Origin of the sequence: Bacillus sp. FSL R5-0654 (genome assembly GCF_038008745.1) — a bacterium.
In the GTDB taxonomy this organism is placed as follows: Bacteria; Bacillota; Bacilli; order Bacillales; family Bacillaceae; genus Bacillus; species Bacillus safensis.
The window spans coordinates 2,695,412-2,715,731 of record NZ_JBBOZV010000001.1 but is presented as its reverse complement, the minus strand read 5'-3'; the positions used below and the strand labels follow the sequence as shown (position 1 = coordinate 2,715,731).

The window sequence follows — 20,320 nt, the reverse complement described above, 5'->3', positions numbered from 1 at the left end:
AAAAATACATAACTTGCGTCTCGCATGTGGGATTTGTCGAGCAATTGTAAAAGGAACTTCCGCCTTCATCTTGAAGTATGTACACATGAAGAGGGGTGAGCGGATGAAAACATCAACAACTGTGCAGACAAAAGACCGTATTATGGATGCTGCCATCAGACTTTTTAACCAAAAAGGATTTTCTGGAACCTCTGTCCGTGAGATTGCGAAGGAAGCAAGCGTCAACGTTGCCCACATTTCTTATTACTTTCAAGGAAAAGGAGGGCTGCTTGAGCAGCTCGTATCCGATTTTTATGAAGGCTACATTCACATGATTGAATCACATCTCCATCACATGGAAACCCGTCATGCAAAAGAATGCTTACTACATGTGGTTTTTGATATTTTATCTTATCAGCACAAGCACCGTCAATTAACCCGTTTCGTTTATCGGGAGGTGACGATTGATTCGACACTCATCAGAGAAATCATGTCGACATATTTAACAAAAGAAAAGTATTTGTTTCAGCTTATCATTGAAAAAGGAAAAAGCACCCATGTTATTTGTGAGCAGCTTTCACTTGCATCCTTTATGATTCAGCTAAAATCACTTCTCATGATGCCATATTTACAGCCGCAATATTTAACAGAGGTGCTTTATTTGAACCCAAGTGAGCCGTATTTCTATCAAATGTACTTTAAGGAGCTGAGCCGCTCGCTTCATCATCTGTTAGAACCAAAAGAGCCGTCACTAGATTCTCATCTGAACCTCATGATGTCCTCGAATTGATGATACGCATATCCGAGATCTTCCGCTTGATGGGCATCAGAGCCGAATATGAGCGGAATTTTTTTCTTTTTTGCAAACTCAATCATCCATTGATCTAAATAGATACTTCTGGCATATGTTTTACGAAGACCTGATGTATTAAAATCTAAGGACATGCCCTTTTTTGCCGTTTCTTCAAGGCAAAGGGTGACCTTTTGACAAAGTTCAGGTGACATTTCATATGGAAAAAGCTGTTTGAATTTCTGGACAAGGGTGATATGACCGATTCTCTTTGGCTTATATTGGCCTAAAGATGATAGAATAGAAGAATGAATTTGGTCATAGTAGCTTTGATAGACCTGTTCGATGCTGCCATAGATGCTTATTAGCTGCTGGAAGGCATGCTCGTCAAAATCAAGGCAAATATAATCATCGCCAGCAGGAAGAAAGTGAACAGATAAAATGGCGTCGTCTAGTTCTGGACCGTAGCAGTCTAAAAAGGTTCTTGTTTCCTCTTCATACTCTTTGATAAAGTCAACCTCAAGCCCAGTTTTTACTATTAATTGTCCTTTGTATTCTTGTTTCAGCTGAGCCAGTTTCGTTATATACGCTTCAAGGTCTTGGAGCTTCATGGCACTATCCTGCTCAGGTGTTGGATCTTGAAACGATGGAGGCAGCGGGGCATGCTCGGTAAAGGTTATGGAATCAAATCCCTTTTTGATGGCTTTTTCAATATAAGAATGAAAAGAATCAAGCGAACCGTGCGGGCAAAACGGTGTATGTAGATGTGCATCTTGTTTCAGCATGTCGTCACCTCTTGTCGATATTTTGAAAAACGTGATGTTTATCAGCGAAAATAATGAAAAATCATGACCAAAAATGCTGGTTACATGGTATCATAATAACAATGAAAACGACAGCTTCCGCATACATAAAAGCAGGTCACATTGATACGTGTGATCAAATGATAGAAAGCGCACAAATACTTTCTTGAAAAAACATACATAAAACCGTGAATGGATGGTATTGGAAAACATACGATCCTGCTTATAAAAAAACAAATGCAAAGCGGACACGAAAGGGTTCTCAGGTCTACTCGGGACACTTTTACCCTGACATCACTTAGATCACAACAAGGGGGCTCATTATGGAGTTAATCATCGGTTTAATTGTCATTTTGCTTGCTTTGTTTTCAGTCGGTTATTTCCTGCGAAAAAATATATATAAAGAGATTGACCGATTGGAAGCATGGAAAATTGAAATTTTAAACAGATCAATTGTAGAAGAAATTTCAAAGATCAAACATTTAAAAATGACCGGAGAAACAGAGCAATTTTTTGAAAGATGGCGTGCAGAGTGGGACGATATCGTCACAGCCCATCTTCCAAAGGTAGAGGAGCTATTATATGATGCAGAAGAGTATTCTGATAAATATCGATTCTCCAAAGCCAAGCAGGTTCTTACGCACATTGAGGACTTGCTGAGTGCTGCTGATTCGAACATTGAAGACATTTTAAAAGAGATTGCAGACCTTGTCACAAGCGAGGAGCAGAATCGCAAGGACATTGAAAAGGTCAAAGAACAATATCAAACAGTTCGAAAAAATCTGCTTGCGTACAGCCATTTATACGGCACCCTTTATGACAAAATGGAGCAGGATTTAGATGAAGCCTGGGAAGGGATCAAGCAGTACGAGGAAGAGACAGAAAACGGCAACTATATGAAAGCAAGAAAGATTTTGCTTGAGCAAGACCGCAGACTCGATCAGCTTCAGCTGTATATCAATGATGTACCGAAGCTCATTGCAGACTGCAAACAAACCGTACCAGGCCAGCTGACGAAGCTGAAAGACGGATATAAAGAAATGACAGACAAAGGCTACAAGCTCGAGCACATCCAGATCACTAAAGAGCTTGAGAATTTAAACAAACAGCTGACCCGTGCGGAAAAACTGCTGATTGATGAACTCAATCTGGATGAGGCATCAAGCATTCTCCAAATGATTGATGATGCCATTCAGACGCTGTATGATCAGCTGGAAGCGGAAGTAGAAGCAGGTCAGGAAATCAAAAGCAAAATGCCTGAGCTGACGGAAGCGTTTGAAAAGCTCGAGCAGGATCACACCCAAACAAAGGCAGAAACAGCTCTTGTAAAAGAAAGCTACAAACTGACAGCCGGAGAGCTTGATCAACAGAAGGCGTTCGAAAAACGCTTAGAAGAAATTGAAAAGCTCATGAAACAAATTCGCGAGAAGCTTGATCGTGATCATGTCGCATATTCACTATTAATGAATGAAATCAATCAGCTTGAGACCTTTATCGATGATGCAAAAGCATTGCATGATACATTTAAGGATCATCTTCAATCATTAAGAAAAGAAGAGCTGCAAGCGAGAGAAACACTGGCTGAGCTCAAAACGATGCTGACAGATACAGTGCGTCAGCTGCAAAAAAGCAATATTCCAGGTGTACCTGCTGACATGAAAGAGCAGGCTGAAAAGGCGCAGGAGATGATTCAGCAAGTGCACGAGCAGCTGGAGAACCTGCCGCTCAACATGCCAGCCGTGAATGAGCAATTAAAAGAAGCCTCTGACACAGTGAGACATGTTGTGGATGAGACGGAAGAAATGCTCACTAAAGTGGATCAAATTGAACGAATCATTCAATACGGCAATCGTTTTAGAAGCCAAAATCATATTCTTTCAGAACAATTAAAAGAGGCAGAGCGAAGATTTTATGCGTACGATTATAGCGGTTCATTTGATGTAGCAGCAGCTGCTGTGGAAAAAGCATCACCTGGAGCCGTTCAGAAGCTATTAGCTCAGCAAGAAAAAGAATATCAACATCAATAAAAAAGCTGAAGTCCATTGATAGGACTTCAGCTTTTTTGTATTATGACGCCTGTTTCTGGCGTTCTTCTGAAGCAGAAGAAGTGAAAAGGGAGATCACGAACCCAATGGCGACTCCAAGTATCGCAGGGACAAGCCAGCCAATGCCATGGTCATAAAAAGGGAGCACTGTTTGGAAGAAGTCTTTTACTGGACCGATTGGAAGTTTTGCTGCTGCTAAGCCGTCAAATAAGCTGATGCACCCTGTCAAAATTAATGAGAGGACATATACAGGTCTTCTATGTCCAAGCCATTTATCAGCAAGTGATAGAACGATGATCACAATCGCAAGCGGATAAATCGCTGTTAAGACTGGTACAGAGAAAGCAACAATATGAGCAAGTCCAAAGTTAGAAATGATGAAACTAAATAATGTAACAAGTGTCACGACCATTTTATAAGAAAGCTTAGGAAGTAACTTTGAGAAATACTCTCCGCATGATGTGACAAGACCGATACTTGTTGTTAAACAAGCGACTGTGATGGCAGCACCTAACACAATATTTCCTAGACTGCCGAAAAGGAACTGAGAAGACTGTGCTAAAATTTTGCTTCCATCTCCAACGAATCCAATGGCATGTGTACTAGAAGCACCTAGATACGCAAGTGACAGGTAAACGAAGGCTAATCCAGCAGCTGCAATCAAACCTGCTTTGATACAAGCAGAAGCCAGTGCCTTTTTACTTGTCACACCGCGTCCTTTAATGGCGTTGATGACAACGACCCCAAACACAATAGAAGCAAGAGCGTCCATCGTTTTATAGCCCTCTAGAAATCCTTTGAAAAATGACCCGTTGCTGTAAGAGACATCAGGTGTGCCAATGACGCCCATCGGCGTTAGAATGGCTTTGACAATAATAATGAAAATAATTGTAAATTTAATCGGTGTTAACACTTTCCCTACACGATCCACAATCTTCGTTGGATTTAGAGCAAGATAATAAGTAATACCAAAAAAGACAAGTGTGAATACAAGAAGTGAGAGCCAAGCTGGTACACCTGCTAAAAAGGGTAATGCACCAATTTCATATGAAACCGTTCCTGTACGAGGAATAGCGAAAAGCGGCCCGATAGATAAATATAAAATGACGGTAAACGCTGTTCCAAAAGCCGGGTGGGCTTTATCAGCTAATCCTTTCGCATCTCGACCTGTTAAAGCGATCGCAATAATCCCTAGAAGAGGTAAACCGACGCCTGTTAATAAAAATCCGCCCATTGCTTTCCACACATTTTGCCCAGCATATTGTCCAAGTTCTGGTGGATAAATCATGTTACCGGCGCCGAAGAATAGAGCAAACAGCATAAAACCTATGATAATCGTATCTTTCGTCGACAAAGTTGCCTTCATTGCATTTAAAGCCTCCATTGTTATGTTGAAATATTCTGTTAATTACTTGCTAAGTAACCGTTCATCATTAACATTCACTAATTATAAAGGATGTACGCCTGATGTCAACATGTGTTTTCGTACAAAAGTCATGAATTTTTCTATTTTAGTATATGAAGAACAATAAAAAAACATCCCCTTCCACAGAAGAAGAGGATGTTTTGGTTCACGATAACTAGGAGGCGAGCTGTTTCGGCGGATTGGTAAACATCGAAATAAGTAAACCAATCACAGCTCCGAGAATAGCTGGTACGATCCAGCCAATCCCTAAATCGTAAAACGGAACGATTGAACCTAAAATCTTAGGGAAGCCCCCTAGATTGACTTCGGCTGCTAATAATCCATCAATGATGGCGAAGAAACCAGTAAAGATGAGAGATACGATATAAATGAGTCTTCTACCGTTAATCCAGCGGTCAAGGAATGACAATAAAATAATGACAATGGCCAATGGATAGATGGTCACAAGAACTGGAACAGATAGAGAAATAATTTGTGCCAATCCAAGGTTTGCAACCAGTGTACTAAATAAAGAAACAATTAGAACGACTGTACGGTACGAAAAGCTAGGGAAAAGCTTTGAAAAATATTCCCCGCAAGATGAAATAAGTCCAACACTCGTCGTTAAACAAGCAAATAAAATGGCTGCGCCAAGAACAATGTTACCAGCAGAACCGAATAAAAAGTTGGCAGAAAGTGAAAGAAGCTTGCCACCTTCATTGGCTCCAACCATGCCCGTCGCATCAGGGCTTGAAGCACCGACATAAGCAAGTGAAATGTACACGAGTGCCAGTCCAATAGCAGCCACGAATCCTGCTTTAATACAAGCTGCTGCAAGAGATTTACGCTCCGTAATGCCTCTGTCTTTAACAGCTGTTACCACGACGATCCCAAAAACGATAGAAGCAAGAGCATCCATTGTTTTATAGCCTTCTAAAAAGCCAGTGAAGAGCGGGTTTGCTTTATAAGTTGCATCAGGAGCACCGATCATTCCCATTGGCGTAGCAATGGCTTTAATGACAATAATGGCAATAACCGTTAATAAGATCGGTGTTAAAATTTTACCAATTCGATCAACCAGCTTTGAAGGATTTAACGCGAGCAGATATGAAATGGCGAAAAACACAACGGTAAAGATGAATAGCGGTACCCATGAAGTAGATTGGGCACTTGACAGGAAAGGAGCTAATCCTATCTCATACGAAACCGTACCTGTTCTCGGAATAGCGAAAAATGGTCCAATGGACAAATACAGAATGACGGTGAAAATGGTGCCAAATTTAGGATGAGCTTTATCAGCAAGGCCTTTTGCACCGGTACCTGTCAGTGCGACTGCAATTACCCCTAGAAGCGGAAGACCTACTCCTGTGAGTAAAAATCCACCAATGGCGAGCCATACATTCTCACCAGCATATTGTCCAAGAACAGGTGGGAAAATCATATTTCCTGCGCCAAAGAATAATGCAAAAAGCATTAGACCAATGGCTAGTGTCTCTTTTATGCTTAAACTATTTTTCAAAATAGTCCCTCCTCAATCTCAATCAGTGTAGTGTGTCAAATTAAAATATTCTGACAATTTAAATGTTTATGTGACAATTGCACTATGGATGATATAGTGAAAATGAAAAGTTGTCAACTGCCATTTTCAGAAAATTCTCTGTCTGACTTCATTATGGTAACATATAAATGCATTTATTTTTTAAGCTTTTTGTAAGGAGTTACAATATGATCTATCTTGATAATAGTGCAACAACTAAACCTTATCCAGATGTTTTACAAGTATATCAGCAAGTGAGTGAGCGTTATTTTGGAAATCCATCTTCACTTCATCAGCTTGGGATAGATGCAAGCCGGCTGTTAAATGAAACGAGGAAACAAATGCTTCACTACACGGGCTTGAAACAATATGAGATTATTTTTACTTCTGGTGCAACAGAAGCGAATAACATTGCCATTAAAGGAGCAGCACTTGCCAAAATGAACCGGGGCAAGCATATTGTGACCACAGAAATAGAGCATCCTTCTGTTATTGAATCGTTTGAACAGCTGAAGGCGTTATTTGGCTTTGACATCTCCTATATTCAAGTAAATGAGCATGGCCATGCAGATATGACTCATTTAAAAGAAGTGCTTCGCCCTGATACAGTGCTTGTCAGCATGATGCACGTCAATAACGAAACCGGTGCCATCCAGCCGATTAAAGAAGCCGCTGGCATCATTCGTGAGCATGCCGAAAACGCACTTTTTCATGTCGACGGGGTGCAGGGAATGTGCAAGGTCGCACTCAATAAACAGCTGGATGTAGACCTTTTGACGATGTCAGGCCATAAAATTCATGGATTAAAAGGCACAGGAGCACTCTTTTTAAAGAAAGATGTCACTCTCGCCCCTTTCATTACTGGAGGAGAGCAGGAATTAGGGCTTCGTTCAGGTACTGAAAACCCTGCTGGAGCTGTCAGCTTAGCAAAAGCCATGAAACAATCATTTGAACAGCTTGACAAGTATCATAATGAGATGCTGAACTTAAAAACGCAGCTGCAAAAACAGCTTGGAGAGATAGAAGGTATTGTGATGAATACACCGAGGGCGCAAAGTGCGCCGCACATTGTGAATTTTTCAGTACCGGGTATTCAAATTGAAGTCCTCCTCCATATGCTTGAAAAAGAAGGCATATATGTTTCTACAACCTCTGCCTGCTCAGCCAAGAAAAAAGAGCCAAGCCGTGTACTGCTGGCAATGGGAAAACCAGAGGAAGTAGCCAAAAGCAGTATGAGAATCAGCTTGACGTATGGACAAGGACCAGAGCTAACGCCGCAAATCATCACATCGATCGCACAAAGTGTGAAAAAATTAAAAGGAATGAGATAACAGCATGAAATATGATCATATTTTAGTCCGTTTTGGTGAGATCTCAACAAAAGGGAAGAATAGAAAGAAATTTATTGAAAAACTAAGAAAGCACATTCGGTTCGTCTTAAAGGATTTTGAAGCATTAAAGGTTGCATCCGATAGAGACCGCATCACGATTATGCTAAACGGAGAAAACCCTGAGCCGATTTCTGAACAGCTCAAAAGTGTATTTGGCATTCAGAGCTTTAGTCTTGCGGTTAAATGTGAGACGAATTTAGATGCAATTAAAGAAGCAGCAATAACAGCGGTACAGGAAGTATATGAACAAGGAAATACATTTAAAGTCTCAACGAAACGCTCTTATAAACAATTTGAACTTGATTCAAATGAAATGAACCGCGAAATTGGCGGACATGTTCTAAAGAATACGGAAAACTTAACGGTCAATGTGAAACAGCCGGATGTGCATTTACGCATTGAAATCAGAGAGCAAGCAACGTACATTACATTTAAAGATGTCAAAGGTGCAGGCGGCCTGCCGGTTGGTTCTAGCGGAAGAGCGATGCTCATGCTTTCAGGCGGCTTTGACAGCCCAGTTGCCGGCTATCAAGCGATGAAACGCGGAATTGAAATTGAAGCTGTGCATTTCTTTAGCCCGCCGTATACAAGTGAACGTGCCAAACAAAAGGTCATTGATCTTGCAGAATGCCTGGCAGCTTATGGAGGCGAAGTGAAGCTTCACATCGTACCTTTTACAAAAATTCAAGAGCTGATCCATAAACAAGTACCTGAAAACTATACGATGACATCAACAAGAAGAATGATGCTGAAAATAGCTGACAAAATAAGAGAAAAGCGCGATGCCCTTGCGATTATTACCGGAGAAAGCCTTGGTCAAGTGGCAAGCCAGACACTTGAAAGCATGTATGCTATTAACCATGTGACCAATACACCAATCATCCGCCCGCTCATTGCTGTCGATAAAAATGACATTATTGATGAAGCGAGACGAATTGGCACATACGATACAAGCATTCAGCCTTTCGAGGATTGCTGTACGATTTTTACGCCGCCGTCTCCTAAAACAAAACCAAAGCTTGAGAAGGTAGAACGCTACGAAAGCTTTGCTGATTTTGAGCCGATGCTGAACGAGGCAGTAGAGCAAATTGAAACAATTATTGTGACAAATGAAAAGAAAGCAGCAGACGAATTCGCTGATTTATTCTAAAACGAAAATTTCATAATAATTACCATAAAATCAATCGCATGAAGTCATGTGTTTCTACACATTCTATATTCACAAGGAGGTGAGAACACATGGCTCAACAAAACAGACAAAGCAGTTCTAACCAATTACTAGTACCAGGCGCTGCACAAGCTATCGACCAAATGAAGTACGAAATCGCTTCTGAATTTGGTGTAAACCTTGGTGCAGAAACTACATCTCGCGCTAACGGATCAGTTGGTGGAGAAATCACTAAGCGTCTTGTATCTTACGCTCAACAACATATGGGTGGCGGATCTTTCTAAGACACACAATTTAAAAGCTATGGCTTATGAGCGGGATCCTTCCCGCTCTTTTCTTTTTGTACATATAAATAGTTAGAATATTTTTAAAAAAGAAGACGGATGAAAAAAATTATGGCATAATACTAGGAGTAGGTCCTAATTCAAGCATTTTTCAGTTATGAGTGTTAGAATAGGTAAATTGAAACATGTTTCGTTTCATAAGAAAGAGGCTAAAAGGAGCTGTACCATGAAAAGAGAAGACTTAATTGCACCAGAACAATATAACTTAGTCAGTGAGATTGAAGCGTTCAGTCATGACAAGGAGAAAATGGCCCTGCACTGGCAGGACGGCAATGGCTACGAAGCACATGTGACGTATGCAGCATTAGTGGAAGAGGCAAATAAAATTGGATATGTTTTATTAAAAGCAGGCTTCAAAAAAGGCGATAAAATTATTGTGATGGTGCCGCGCATGCTCGAGGCATACAGCATTTATTTAGCAATTTTGAAAACAGGAATGGTTGTGATTCCTTGTTCTGAAATGCTGCGTGCGAAAGATTTAGATTACCGAATTGAACACGCAGAAGCAAAAGGAGCGATCGTCTACTCTTCATTCATTCAATCGTTCGACGGAACCAAAAAACCAAACGATTTTAAAACATTCTCAATCGGCGAAAATGATCATGGCTGGACAAACATTCTAGCGCAAAAGGAAGAGCAATCAAACGAGCTTGAATTGGCAGAGACAAAGCGCACAGACATGGCGTTTTTATCCTATACATCAGGTACAACAGGGAACCCTAAAGGGGTTGTTCATACACACGGATGGGCGTATGCACATTTACGCACAGCTGCCAAAGCATGGCTCTCCATTAATGAAGGAGATAAAGTATGGGCGACAGCAGGACCAGGCTGGCAAAAATGGGTGTGGAGCCCCCTCTTATCTGTGTTAGGAAGTGGAGCAGAAGGCTTTGTATATGGAGGGAAATTCAATCCAAATACATACTTAGAGCTGCTTCAAAATAATGAAATCAATGTCCTATGCTGTACACCGACAGAATACCGCTTTATGGCAAAAGTAGATGATTTAAGTCAGTACGAGCTGCCGAAGCTGCATAGTGCTGTTTCTGCGGGAGAGCCGCTGAACCGTGAAGTCATTGATACATTCAAAAAGCATTTCGATATAGAAGTACGAGACGGCTATGGCCAAACTGAAAGCACACTGCTCGTAGGAGTGTTAAAAGGAATGGACATCAAGCCAGGCAGTATGGGAAAACCAACCCCTGGCAACGAAGTAGATATCATTGATGAGGATGGAAACGTCTGCGCACCTGGAGAAATTGGTGACATTGCGGTGCATCTTGAAACGCCGGCTTTATTTAAGGAATACTATAAAGACGAAGAGCGTACAAAAGCGCAGCGCCGTGGCAATTACTTTATTACGGGTGACCGCGCGAAAAAAGACGAAGATGGGTACTTCTGGTTTGAAAGCCGCAGAGATGACATCATTGTCAGCTCAGGCTATACAATTGGACCGTTTGAAGTAGAAGATGCGCTGATTAAGCATCCAGCAGTGAAGGAATGTGCAGTTGTGGCGAGCCCAGATGAAATCAGAGGATCAATCGTCAAAGCTTACGTTGTCCTTCGTGATGGAACTGATCAAAGTGATGAACTGATCAAAGAGCTGCAAACACATGTGAAAAACACAACAGCACCGTACAAATACCCAAGAGAAATCGAATTCATTGACGAACTGCCAAAAACACCGTCAGCGAAAATTCGCCGTGTAGAGCTGAGAGAAAGAGAGCTTGCACGAAAAGGTCAATAATAAAGAAGCGAGAAGCGTTCGGATGGAAGCATCCGGCGCTTTTTTTGTACGGAAATTGAAATTCATTGAAAGCAGGCAGGGTGCTTTATGTTAAAATATGTAGGAATTTCTGAAAAAGGAGAATGTTAGTAAATGTCCATTGCGATCATTCATGGAATTGTGCTTGCCTTTGGTCTCATTTTACCTTTGGGTGCACAAAATGTATTTGTATTTCAACAAGGAGCGCTGCAGCCTCGATTATATCGAGCAATGCCTGTCGTCATCACGGCTGCTCTTTGTGACACACTTTTAATTGCTTTAGCTGTCATAGGTGTTTCTGTTGTGGTGTTTACCATTCCAGTGCTGCAAATCGGTCTTTATATCATTGGTTTTTGTTTTTTAGTATATATGGGATGGTCTGTATGGAACACAAGCTCATCATCAGGTGATCAAGAGAAGCAGAAATTAATGCCTGCAAGAAAACAAATTGTATTTGCCTGTTCAGTTTCTCTTTTAAATCCCCATGCGATTCTCGATACGATTGGTGTCATTGGTACGAATTCGCTGCAATATAGTGGGGCAGAAAAGCTGGCGTTCACACTTGCCTGTATCATCGTGTCCTGGTTATGGTTTATGGGGCTCGCCCTTTTAGGGAAGATGTTAGGAAAGTTAGATACAAACGGCAAATGGATGAACCGTATTAATAAGGCTTCGGCGGTCATGATCTGGCTGGTTGCGTTATACATTGCGTATCAATTGATTGTGTAAAGGTACATAGAGAATGAAACAAAGAAGCGTTTGGACGTAATGATCCAGCGCTTTTTTTGTGTATTGGACAGGCTTTCCAGCCAGTGTCAGTACGATCTTAAGAGGTAAATCAGATGCAATTGCCTGGAGGAAATGATAAAGAGTAGGCTTTATGCTACATTATCACTAGTGGGTTTTATTGGTAATTTAGTCTATTACATTATTTCCCTTGAAAGATTATAATCTTTATTAAATTTACTAAAGGAGTCTATTGATGAAGATAAGAAAAATGTTTTGTGTGTTATTGTTCATATCACTTTTATTAGGACAATATCCGGTTGGAAACGCTGTTACCGTAAAGGAGGACGAGCCTTTTAAAAAGATACAAAATGATAAAGCAGCAGAAAAACTCATAAAAAAGGCAAAAAAAAGCTCTCAATTTTTAGAGGCAAAAGAATTAGCCCAAAAGAAAGGATATCTATTAAATGGAGAAAGTGCAGCTGTTCATTTGAAAGCTGCTAAAATGGATGTTGTTTATTTTTATCTGAAAAAAAAGAAGTCAGATAATCAGCTGCTTAACAATGTTTCCTTCATTTCAGTTTCACTGAGCCAAATAAAAGCTCACTATATTCAACTTGCGGAATACGATGAGAAAGGGAATTTGCACTCATATTTCTTTCAAAATGGAAAATTGAAAAATAAGTTCCATATCAACCAAAAAGGGGAGTTTTTAAAAGGATCTTTTACCTATGGTGAAAATGCTGTAAAGCAAGATATGATGGAATTAAATAAAAAAATTGTCCAAATAGATGATTCGGAAATTCAAACGAGTTTTAACTGGAACAAGTTTTGGGACTGCTTAAAAAAGAAAAGCGGTCCGAATGAATCTCTTCCATTACGTTCAATGGTTCTAGGAGCGTGTTATTATATTTGTTTTACGGGACCTGCTAGCTGTATTGCATGCGCAGTGATTAATGGAGGTATATCAGCGGGATTGGCCGGTTATTGTGTGAAAAAAGTTTGGTGAATAGGGGGGATTTAGAATGGCTCATAAAGAACAGCGTAAAGGAGTAGTTCTTGCTGTTTTAGATACGTTAACATTTGGAATACCAGTGTTGCTATGGAATTTATATAAGAATACGAATAAAACATTGAAATTAATGATCCCGATCATTCCGATTGTTGGTTTCATAACGTATCTTTTAGCATCCCTTCACTAATAAGATAAAAAATCCTTAGTATGAGCGTAACGCTCATGCTTTTTTCATTTATTTCAGAAACGCCAGCTCTTCATATATTGAGATAAGTCACTTTCCTTCTAATTTGATCCTGTTCTGTTTTAAAATGACATTGAGGCGGGGGCACTCATCCTCGTCATTTGAAAAGGGGGATATGGATGAAGAAAACATTGTTTAAAGATGCAGCTCTCTTAACACTGGATCCATCTTTAGGTTTTCTTGAAAGGGGAGATTTATTAATTGAAGGGAAATACATTTTAGAAGTAGGACCTTCAATTGAAGTAAGTGATGCTGACATCGTTGATGCATCTGATATGGTTATCATGCCAGGTCTTGTAGATACACATCGGCATGTGTGGCAGTCTGTCATCCGGGGGATAGGAACAGATTGGTCTTTGCAGACATATTTGAGCAAAATCTATTATGGCAACTATGGAGCGATGAGACGCCCATCCGACGATCGAATCGCCAATTATTTAGGGGCATTAGAAGCTTTAGATGCAGGTGTGACCACGTTTTTAGACTGGACGATGATCAATTCATTGGATCATACAGAAGAGCTTATTGGAGGATTAAAAGATGCGGGCATACGAGCTGTTTTTGCTTTTGGTTCTTCTGGAGATGCTGAGTATTGGGATAGAGAGAGTACGCTCACTAATATGGAGGACGCAGCACGTGTGAAAAAAGCGCATTTTCAATCATCAGATCAGCTTTTAACAATGGGACTTGCGATTCGTGGTCCAGAGTTTTCTTCATGGGAGACGTCGCTATTTGAAATTGAAACAGCCCGGTCTCTAGATGCTCTATGTAGTATGCACATCGGCTTTGGGAATTGGGGAGCGGAGGATCGATCGATTGAGCGGCTTCATAAAGCAGGGTTACTCGGACCGGATTTGAACATGGTGCATATTAATGCAATTGATGCGGATCAAATGAAGATGCTGGCAGACAGCGGAAGCTCTATATCCATTACCCCTGAAATTGAAATGATGATGGGTCACGGTTATCCTGTCACAGGACTTGCGATTGAACAAGGTGTTCTTCCAACGCTCGGTGTAGACGTAGTGACAGCGACAGGAGGAGATTTGTTTGCCCAAATGAAATTCGGGCTTCAAGCAGAGCGCGCGATCCAAAATCAATCGTTGTTAATGGATGGGATCATGCCGGGGCCTGAACTTGGGCTGTCTGCTCATCAAATGCTTGAGGCTGCGACGATCAATGGGGCTCGTGCATTACAGCTCGATCATAAAATTGGGTCGCTTACACCTGGGAAAGAAGCTGATTTCATCCTAATCGACCGGACAAGCATGAATCTTCTGCCGATGACAGATCCGGCTGGCGCGGTTGTCCAAACGGCACACCCTTCAAATGTTGATTCTGTTTATGTGGCTGGAAAAGCAGTGAAACGAAACGGAAAGCTTGTTGATGTGAACCTAGAAGAGGTCAAACGAAAAGCTTATGCAGCAAGAGACCATATTTTATCACACAAGTTTGAATCGACACCTTCGTAAATAAAATAACCCCATAGGCGATGCCTATGGGGAATTGTTTACAAGGATTCTTTGATGACCTTTTTATAATATTGGACAGACAGGAATCCGAAGACAGAATAGAGGGCAGTGTAAATCGCCATGACGATAAGCATTGGAGTCCACAATTCTCCGCCGAACAAAAACCAGCCTGATTGTACAGCAAAGTAGCTGTGCAGCAATCCGATGATGAGCGGAATCCCAAAGTTAAACAGCTGTTTAAGCCGGATGCCTTTTAATAGATCCTTCTCAGTAAAACCAAGCTTACGCAAGATCGTGTAGGAGCTTTGTTCCTCTTCACTTTCATTCATTTGTTTAAAGTATAAAATACAGCCTGATGTGACAAGGAAGCTGAGACCTAAAAATCCGACCACAAACATCATTAGTCCTATTGTTTGTTTTTGCTGCTGAGCTGAAGCTAATTGAGACATGCTGTTGTCACTTAGTTTTAAAGATGTAAACACGCGATTTGCTTGTTCAAGATTTTGATCATCTTTTATATTGACTGCGTTATATTGGCTATTCTCAAGCTGCAGCTTTGGATTTTTCTGTTTGTCGAGCTGCTCAAAAACATGTTGACTCACGACGGCAACAGGCAGACCGCCAAAAGTGAAGTTGTATGAAATGAGATAATCTTTCTTCATATCCATGACTTTCAAATCAATAGGCTCCTTGATGAGAAGCTTCACATCGCCTGAGCTTTGAATCGGCATGAATTTTTTTAATAGATCACTGTAGCCGCTTAAAATAACTTCGTTGTTCTCTACATGAATATTTGGTGCGTTTTTCTCACTGATCACAGGCAGTGTCAATACGCTTGGATCATTATTCATATTTTTCAACTCTGAATCCATGATTTTTTTCGCATCAAATTTCGCTTGAATCACTTTGACCTGCTTTTGATCATAAGCAATATGTTTGTCAGAAAGTGCACGAGTGAAGGTGGCTGCTTCTTTTTCTGAGCCCATGACGAAATGAGCTGGAATTTGCTGCTCAGCGGTTTTTTCTGCTGAGTAATAGGAAATGTAGCTAAGAGCCAGCAAACCGATGGCCAGTGCAGATACGGTTGTAATAATTGTTAAAAGCAGTGCATTTGATTTTAGCCTGAACATAATGGATGACAAAGATAACACTTCATGAATGGCGAGATAGCCATTTTTTCTTTTACGTACGATATTGGCAATGAAAGAAACAGAGCCTTTGTAAAAAAGAAAGGTACCGATGATGACAGAGGCTAGAATATAAATCATGGCTAAAAGTAATTCAAGCATCGACGTATATGAGCCGGTAAAAAGCTTAGAAGAAATATAATAGCCTGAGCTGATCAAGACAATACCGAAAACCCCAATGATGATTTCAAACACAGAGATCTTTTTCACACGCTGTTCTGTCGAAGATGTCGTTCTAAACAAAGATAAAATCGTCTGTTTTTTAATAAAACGCCTATTTCTCAGCATAATCAATCCATAGATAATGAAAAAGACAATAAGTGTTTGCAGAAGGGCCATGCCTGAAAAATGCAGATTGGCGATGGCGTTAACACCAGTCACTTTAAATAACACCATCAGCATCAGCTTTGAACCGATAAAGCCGGCAAAGATGCCGATAACCATGGCTGTCACGTATAGGATAAAGTTTTCTGCATTGAGCAGCCTGGCAATTTTTTGTTTCGTCATGCCAATGAGCTGCAGGAGACCTATTTCTTTTCCTCTGCGTTTAATAAAAATGCTATTCGCATATAGCAGGAAAATACCGACGATCGCAATGAGCAGAACCGAAGCGGCTTTAATTGAAGCGCCGCCTTTAATGGAGCCTTTTACATCATCAAGTGCTGGTGAGTACTGCAAGGTGACAAAGGAAAAATAAAGCGCCACACTAAACACGAGAGCAAACACATATAAATAGTAATTCTTCAAATTTTTCTTCAGGTTACGAAAGATGAGCTGATTAATGTTCATGCTTCACACCGCCTAAGACACCTTGCGTTTTCATAATATCCTCGAAAAACATTTTTCTTTCTAAAGCACCTTTATTCAACTGGGTATAAATCTGTCCATCCTTGATAAAAATGACGCGGCTTGAATAGCTGGCTGCGACAGGATCATGTGTTACCATGACAATGGTCGCTTTTCGTTTGCGATTGAAATCTTGCAGTTTGTTGAGCAGATCAGATGCCGATTTGGAATCAAGTGCCCCTGTAGGTTCATCAGCGAAAATAAGACTTGGTTCATGAATAAAGGCACGAACCGCCGATGTCCGCTGCTTTTGTCCGCCAGAGAGTTCGTTCGGGTATTTGTCTCTTAGTTCATAAATCCCCATGTCTTCTGCAAGCTGTTGAAAACGTTCAAAAGCTTCTTTTTTTGGTGTTTTGGAGATGGATAAAGGCAAAAGGATGTTTTCTTTGACTGTGAGTGTATCAAGTAAATTATAATCTTGAAATACAAAGCCAAGCTGCTTTTTTCTAAATTCTGCAAGCTGCTGATCCTTCATTTGCGTCATCTCAGCATCTGCAATACGAATGGATCCGCTGGACACACGATCGATAGAGGACAATACGTTCAGAAGGGTTGTTTTCCCCGAGCCTGATGGCCCCATGATACTAACAAATTCCCCGGCTTCAATGGTCAAATCAATGCCGCTGAGCACCTCTTGTTTGTTGAATTTATTTCCATAGCTTTTATAAATTTTGCGAGCTTCTAAAATGTTCATTTGCTGAACCCCTTTTTCTTTTAATTGATATCTCTAGTATAAAAAGAAGGCTGCCAAACGTCCTTCGATTTGGCGAACAAAACAGACGAGCATGTGACATTGTTGTCACATGCTCGCAATATGAACAAAATCATTCTTTTTCGGAAAGATGAAGGTGAAGGTTGTCCCTTGATCTATCGTGGAGTTGACCTCGATCGTCATATGAAGAGCGTCTGCTCCTTTTTTCGTTAAATAGAGCCCCATTCCTGTTGAGGCGGTGTCATTGTGATGTCTAGTTGAGGTAAAGCCTTTTTCAAAAATACGAGAGATGTCTCTTGGATCAATTCCTCTGCCTTGATCTGTGATCGTCAGCATGACTTGGTCATTTATTTGCTTGCTTTCAATGACAATATCGGAAGAATGGCTGTATTTGACTGCATTTGTGAGTACCTGCCTGATCATAAAGGATAACCATTTTATATCACTTAATACGGTGCGTTCCTCCAGCGCCAGCTCAAAGCCGATTCCTTTTTGCATACACCAGGATTGGAGCGCTTTGATTTCTTTCGCTATGATGCTTTGCAGGTCCAGCTTTTCAATGAATAAATCATTTTCGATATGACGTACTCTGCTTTGGTGCAGCTGGGCATCAAGTAATAAATGTATTCTGAGCCACTCGTATGTCATATTGGATTTCAGCTGCTGATCTGTTAAACGGTCAATCATTAAGCGCATCGCTGTAAGGGGGGTTTTGACCTCATGTATCCAAGAGAGCAATTCATCTTTTTCTTCTTCGAGAGCGATTTTCTGCTCTGCTGCCATCTGTCGGTAGCGTGCGATTTGCTCTGACGTTGCATCATGGATGAGCTGCTCAAATGGGGAAGAGGGGGTTAGCCGTATTTGATGTTCAATGTCATCATCCCATTCTTTCAACTTCTCATAATAAGCCGTTTCTTTTCGGTATCGGAAAAAGAGAAAGACAATCATGAGAAACGTAGACAATAGCACAATATAAAAAAGAGAAGCGATTGGAATGGTCGTATCCAAATAAGCAACAAACAGAATGAGGAGCTGCAAACTAAGAAAGAAAAGAATCCAGCTTCTTCGTTCTTTTAAAAATGCTTGCAGCATCATTGATCATCCTTTTCCTTTGCAAGATAGCCCTGACCCACTTTTGTCTCAATGAAGGCGCCAAGGGAGATCTCGTCTAGTTTTTTTCTGAGGCGGTTGACGTTTACAGTCAGTGTGTTGTCACTGACAAACCGTTCATCCTCCCACAATGCTTGAATGAGTGATTCACGGCTTACGATATGATTTTTATGCTGAATCAATTCCTTGAGAATAAATAACTCATTTTTTGTTAATTCAACCTCACCATGATCATTTGTTACGGTATTTTTTTCTAGGTCAATCGCAGCGCCGCACCATACCTTTAGGCTGGCCGGTTCTGCACTATAATCATGCACGCGGCGAAGAACAGCACTTATTTTGGCAATGAGCACGTCAAAATGGAAGGGCTTTTGCACAAAATCATCGGCACCGAGCTGCATTGACATGACCATATCAGCTGGATGGTCTCTTGAGGAGAGGAAGATGATTGGAACATTTGAATGATGCCGAATCATCCGGCACCAGTGAAAGCCATCGTATTTTGGCAGCTGTATATCTATAATGACGAGATCAGGCTGGACAGACGTGAATTCCTGAAGCACCTGATGAAAATTTTGAATCCCATAGACATCATAGGACCAGTTAACTAGACGTTCTTTGATTTCCTGGAAGAGGGTTGTATCATCTTCAATTAGTAAAATCTTAAACAAAATCAGCACCACACTTTTTGTATTCGCTTGTTGTCATTGTAGCGGAAAAAAGGACCTGCCGCTAGAACCAGACAAGAAAAAAGCAAGGGAAGAGGTCCCTTGCTTCAGCTTATTTACCTAAAAAGTGCTTTTTAAAGAATGATAGTTGGAATTCAAGTGTGAGTGGGTCATTAAAATAGAATTCCTCTGCATTGGCTTCATACACACGATGTTTTTTGACAGCTGGGATGGACTTGTAAATTTCACTGTTTTGATAGGAATTGTCCATTTCGCTGTTTTTACTAATGATCATATAGTCTCCAGCAAATTCAGGAATGACTTCCTGTGAAACCGCGTAGTAGCCGGCTTTTAATGCTTTTTCTTTCACTTTCTCAGGCATTTTCAGTTTCATTGCTTGATAGAGAATTTCTGTTCCGCGGCCCCATGCATCTCCAAAAACGTAAAGATCTTTTGTGCCGCTTTCAAAGACAGACACTGTTGCATCTTTACCGATTTTTGCTTTGATTTCTTTTCCAGCTTCAGCTGCGCGTTTTTTGAAATCTTTTACCCAAGCTTTTGCTTCTTTTTCTTTGTTTAAAACTTTTCCAATTTCAATGTGCTGCTGAAGGTAATCAACTTTGTTATACGTAAACAAAACGGTTGGTGCGATTTTTTTGAGTTTTTCTACATTTTTAGTATTGCTTAAGCCAATGATGACATCAGGCTTTAGCTTCATGATTTTCTCTACATTTGCATCAGATACTTCTTCCACATTTTTTAATTTCTTTTGGAAGCGCGGATTCTTTTTGGACCAAGAGTCAACGCCGACAAGGTTCACACCAAGTGACATGACATTCCCTGTGTAAGAACCGAGCACAACAACACGTTTTGGATGCGCTGGCAGCTTCACAGGCCCATTTTCAGATTGATATGTAATTTTGTCTGATGATGCTGATTGATTTCCTTTATTTGAGGAAGAGCTGCTGCTATTGCCACATGCGCTCAATGCAAGTACAAAGATGAGCATCAGAGGGAACAATATTTTCTTCATGAATGTAGACTCCTTTGAAATCGGCGCATAAGCCGGATATTGGTTGTATTAGTGATAATGATAATTATTATCACTTGGAT

18 protein-coding genes are annotated in these 20,320 nt (G+C 40.7%); 10 read left to right on the top strand and 8 right to left on the bottom strand.

Annotated features, from left to right (window positions below; genetic code table 11):
• Positions 1–103: 103 nt before the first annotated feature.
• A complete protein-coding gene (gene refZ / locus NSS76_RS13820) occupies positions 104–769 on the top strand; it encodes a forespore capture DNA-binding protein RefZ (protein ID WP_103132357.1) in 666 nt (221 codons plus the stop codon).
• On the opposite strand, the gene hisJ is transcribed toward refZ, so the two are convergent.
• On the bottom strand, positions 739–1,554 hold the full coding sequence (gene hisJ / locus NSS76_RS13815) for a histidinol-phosphatase HisJ (RefSeq protein ID WP_341082395.1): 816 nt from the start codon (positions 1,552–1,554) through the stop codon (positions 739–741). The two genes, refZ and hisJ, sit on opposite strands and share 31 nt — an antisense overlap.
• 341 nt (positions 1,555–1,895) lie before the next feature.
• Between hisJ and ezrA the strand changes: the two genes are divergently transcribed.
• Entirely contained in the window at positions 1,896–3,599 is a 1,704-nt protein-coding gene (gene ezrA / locus NSS76_RS13810; RefSeq protein WP_024424834.1) for a septation ring formation regulator EzrA, read from the top strand.
• A gap of 40 nt (positions 3,600–3,639) precedes the next feature.
• Here ezrA and brnQ (NSS76_RS13805) read toward each other — a convergent pair whose 3' ends face one another.
• A complete protein-coding gene (gene brnQ / locus NSS76_RS13805; protein ID WP_073206996.1) occupies positions 3,640–4,983 on the bottom strand; it encodes a branched-chain amino acid transport system II carrier protein in 1,344 nt (447 codons plus the stop codon).
• Between the two features lie 214 nt (positions 4,984–5,197).
• A complete protein-coding gene (gene brnQ / locus NSS76_RS13800; RefSeq protein ID WP_024424832.1) occupies positions 5,198–6,541 on the bottom strand; it encodes a branched-chain amino acid transport system II carrier protein in 1,344 nt (447 codons plus the stop codon).
• A 206-nt stretch (positions 6,542–6,747) separates the two neighbouring features.
• On the opposite strand from brnQ (NSS76_RS13800), the gene NSS76_RS13795 reads away from it, so the two are divergent.
• The 8 genes from NSS76_RS13795 (at position 6,748) to NSS76_RS13760 (ending at position 14,684) form a co-directional block, all read left to right on the top strand.
• Positions 6,748–7,890 carry a cysteine desulfurase family protein gene (locus NSS76_RS13795; protein ID WP_341082394.1) on the top strand — a complete coding sequence of 381 codons (1,143 nt, stop codon included), beginning with the start codon at positions 6,748–6,750 and terminating at the stop codon, positions 7,888–7,890.
• 4 nt (positions 7,891–7,894) lie between these two features.
• Complete coding sequence (gene thiI / locus NSS76_RS13790) at positions 7,895–9,100, top strand: tRNA uracil 4-sulfurtransferase ThiI (RefSeq protein WP_341082393.1); 1,206 nt, start codon at positions 7,895–7,897, stop codon at positions 9,098–9,100.
• An 89-nt stretch (positions 9,101–9,189) separates the two neighbouring features.
• The gene (locus NSS76_RS13785) at positions 9,190–9,402 is read left to right on the top strand and encodes an alpha/beta-type small acid-soluble spore protein (RefSeq protein WP_024424829.1); all 213 of its coding nucleotides are present in this window, start codon (positions 9,190–9,192) and stop codon (positions 9,400–9,402) included.
• Between the two features lie 226 nt (positions 9,403–9,628).
• Positions 9,629–11,209 carry an acyl-CoA synthetase MbcS gene (gene mbcS, locus NSS76_RS13780; RefSeq protein WP_341082392.1) on the top strand — a complete coding sequence of 527 codons (1,581 nt, stop codon included), beginning with the start codon at positions 9,629–9,631 and terminating at the stop codon, positions 11,207–11,209.
• Positions 11,210–11,341: 132 nt separating this feature from the next.
• Positions 11,342–11,956: a LysE/ArgO family amino acid transporter gene (locus NSS76_RS13775; protein ID WP_034624225.1), complete on the top strand. Its 615-nt coding sequence runs from the start codon at positions 11,342–11,344 to the stop codon at positions 11,954–11,956.
• Positions 11,957–12,209: 253 nt separating this feature from the next.
• Positions 12,210–12,962 (top strand): hypothetical protein, encoded by a 753-nt coding sequence (locus tag NSS76_RS13770; protein WP_044334904.1) that lies wholly within the window; start codon positions 12,210–12,212, stop codon positions 12,960–12,962.
• 16 nt (positions 12,963–12,978) lie between these two features.
• The gene (locus NSS76_RS13765; protein WP_166644691.1) at positions 12,979–13,155 is read left to right on the top strand and encodes a hypothetical protein; all 177 of its coding nucleotides are present in this window, start codon (positions 12,979–12,981) and stop codon (positions 13,153–13,155) included.
• 176 nt (positions 13,156–13,331) lie between these two features.
• Positions 13,332–14,684, top strand: coding sequence for an amidohydrolase family protein (locus NSS76_RS13760; protein ID WP_151040407.1), 1,353 nt, complete (start codon positions 13,332–13,334; stop codon positions 14,682–14,684).
• Positions 14,685–14,722: 38 nt separating this feature from the next.
• Here NSS76_RS13760 and NSS76_RS13755 read toward each other — a convergent pair whose 3' ends face one another.
• From NSS76_RS13755 to NSS76_RS13735, 5 genes are all read right to left on the bottom strand, one after another.
• The gene (locus tag NSS76_RS13755) at positions 14,723–16,660 is read right to left on the bottom strand and encodes an ABC transporter permease (RefSeq protein ID WP_341082391.1); all 1,938 of its coding nucleotides are present in this window, start codon (positions 16,658–16,660) and stop codon (positions 14,723–14,725) included.
• The gene (locus NSS76_RS13750) at positions 16,650–17,411 is read right to left on the bottom strand and encodes an ABC transporter ATP-binding protein (protein WP_044334910.1); all 762 of its coding nucleotides are present in this window, start codon (positions 17,409–17,411) and stop codon (positions 16,650–16,652) included. Before NSS76_RS13750 ends, NSS76_RS13755 begins: the two co-directional genes overlap by 11 nt.
• Positions 17,412–17,516: 105 nt before the next feature.
• The gene (locus NSS76_RS13745; RefSeq protein WP_044334912.1) at positions 17,517–18,521 is read right to left on the bottom strand and encodes a sensor histidine kinase; all 1,005 of its coding nucleotides are present in this window, start codon (positions 18,519–18,521) and stop codon (positions 17,517–17,519) included.
• Positions 18,521–19,210: a response regulator transcription factor gene (locus NSS76_RS13740; protein ID WP_056768201.1), complete on the bottom strand. Its 690-nt coding sequence runs from the start codon at positions 19,208–19,210 to the stop codon at positions 18,521–18,523. The genes NSS76_RS13745 and NSS76_RS13740 overlap by 1 nt, the downstream gene beginning before the upstream one ends.
• Positions 19,211–19,319: 109 nt before the next feature.
• Positions 19,320–20,240 carry an iron-hydroxamate ABC transporter substrate-binding protein gene (locus NSS76_RS13735; protein ID WP_024424819.1) on the bottom strand — a complete coding sequence of 307 codons (921 nt, stop codon included), beginning with the start codon at positions 20,238–20,240 and terminating at the stop codon, positions 19,320–19,322.
• Positions 20,241–20,320 lie beyond the last annotated feature (80 nt).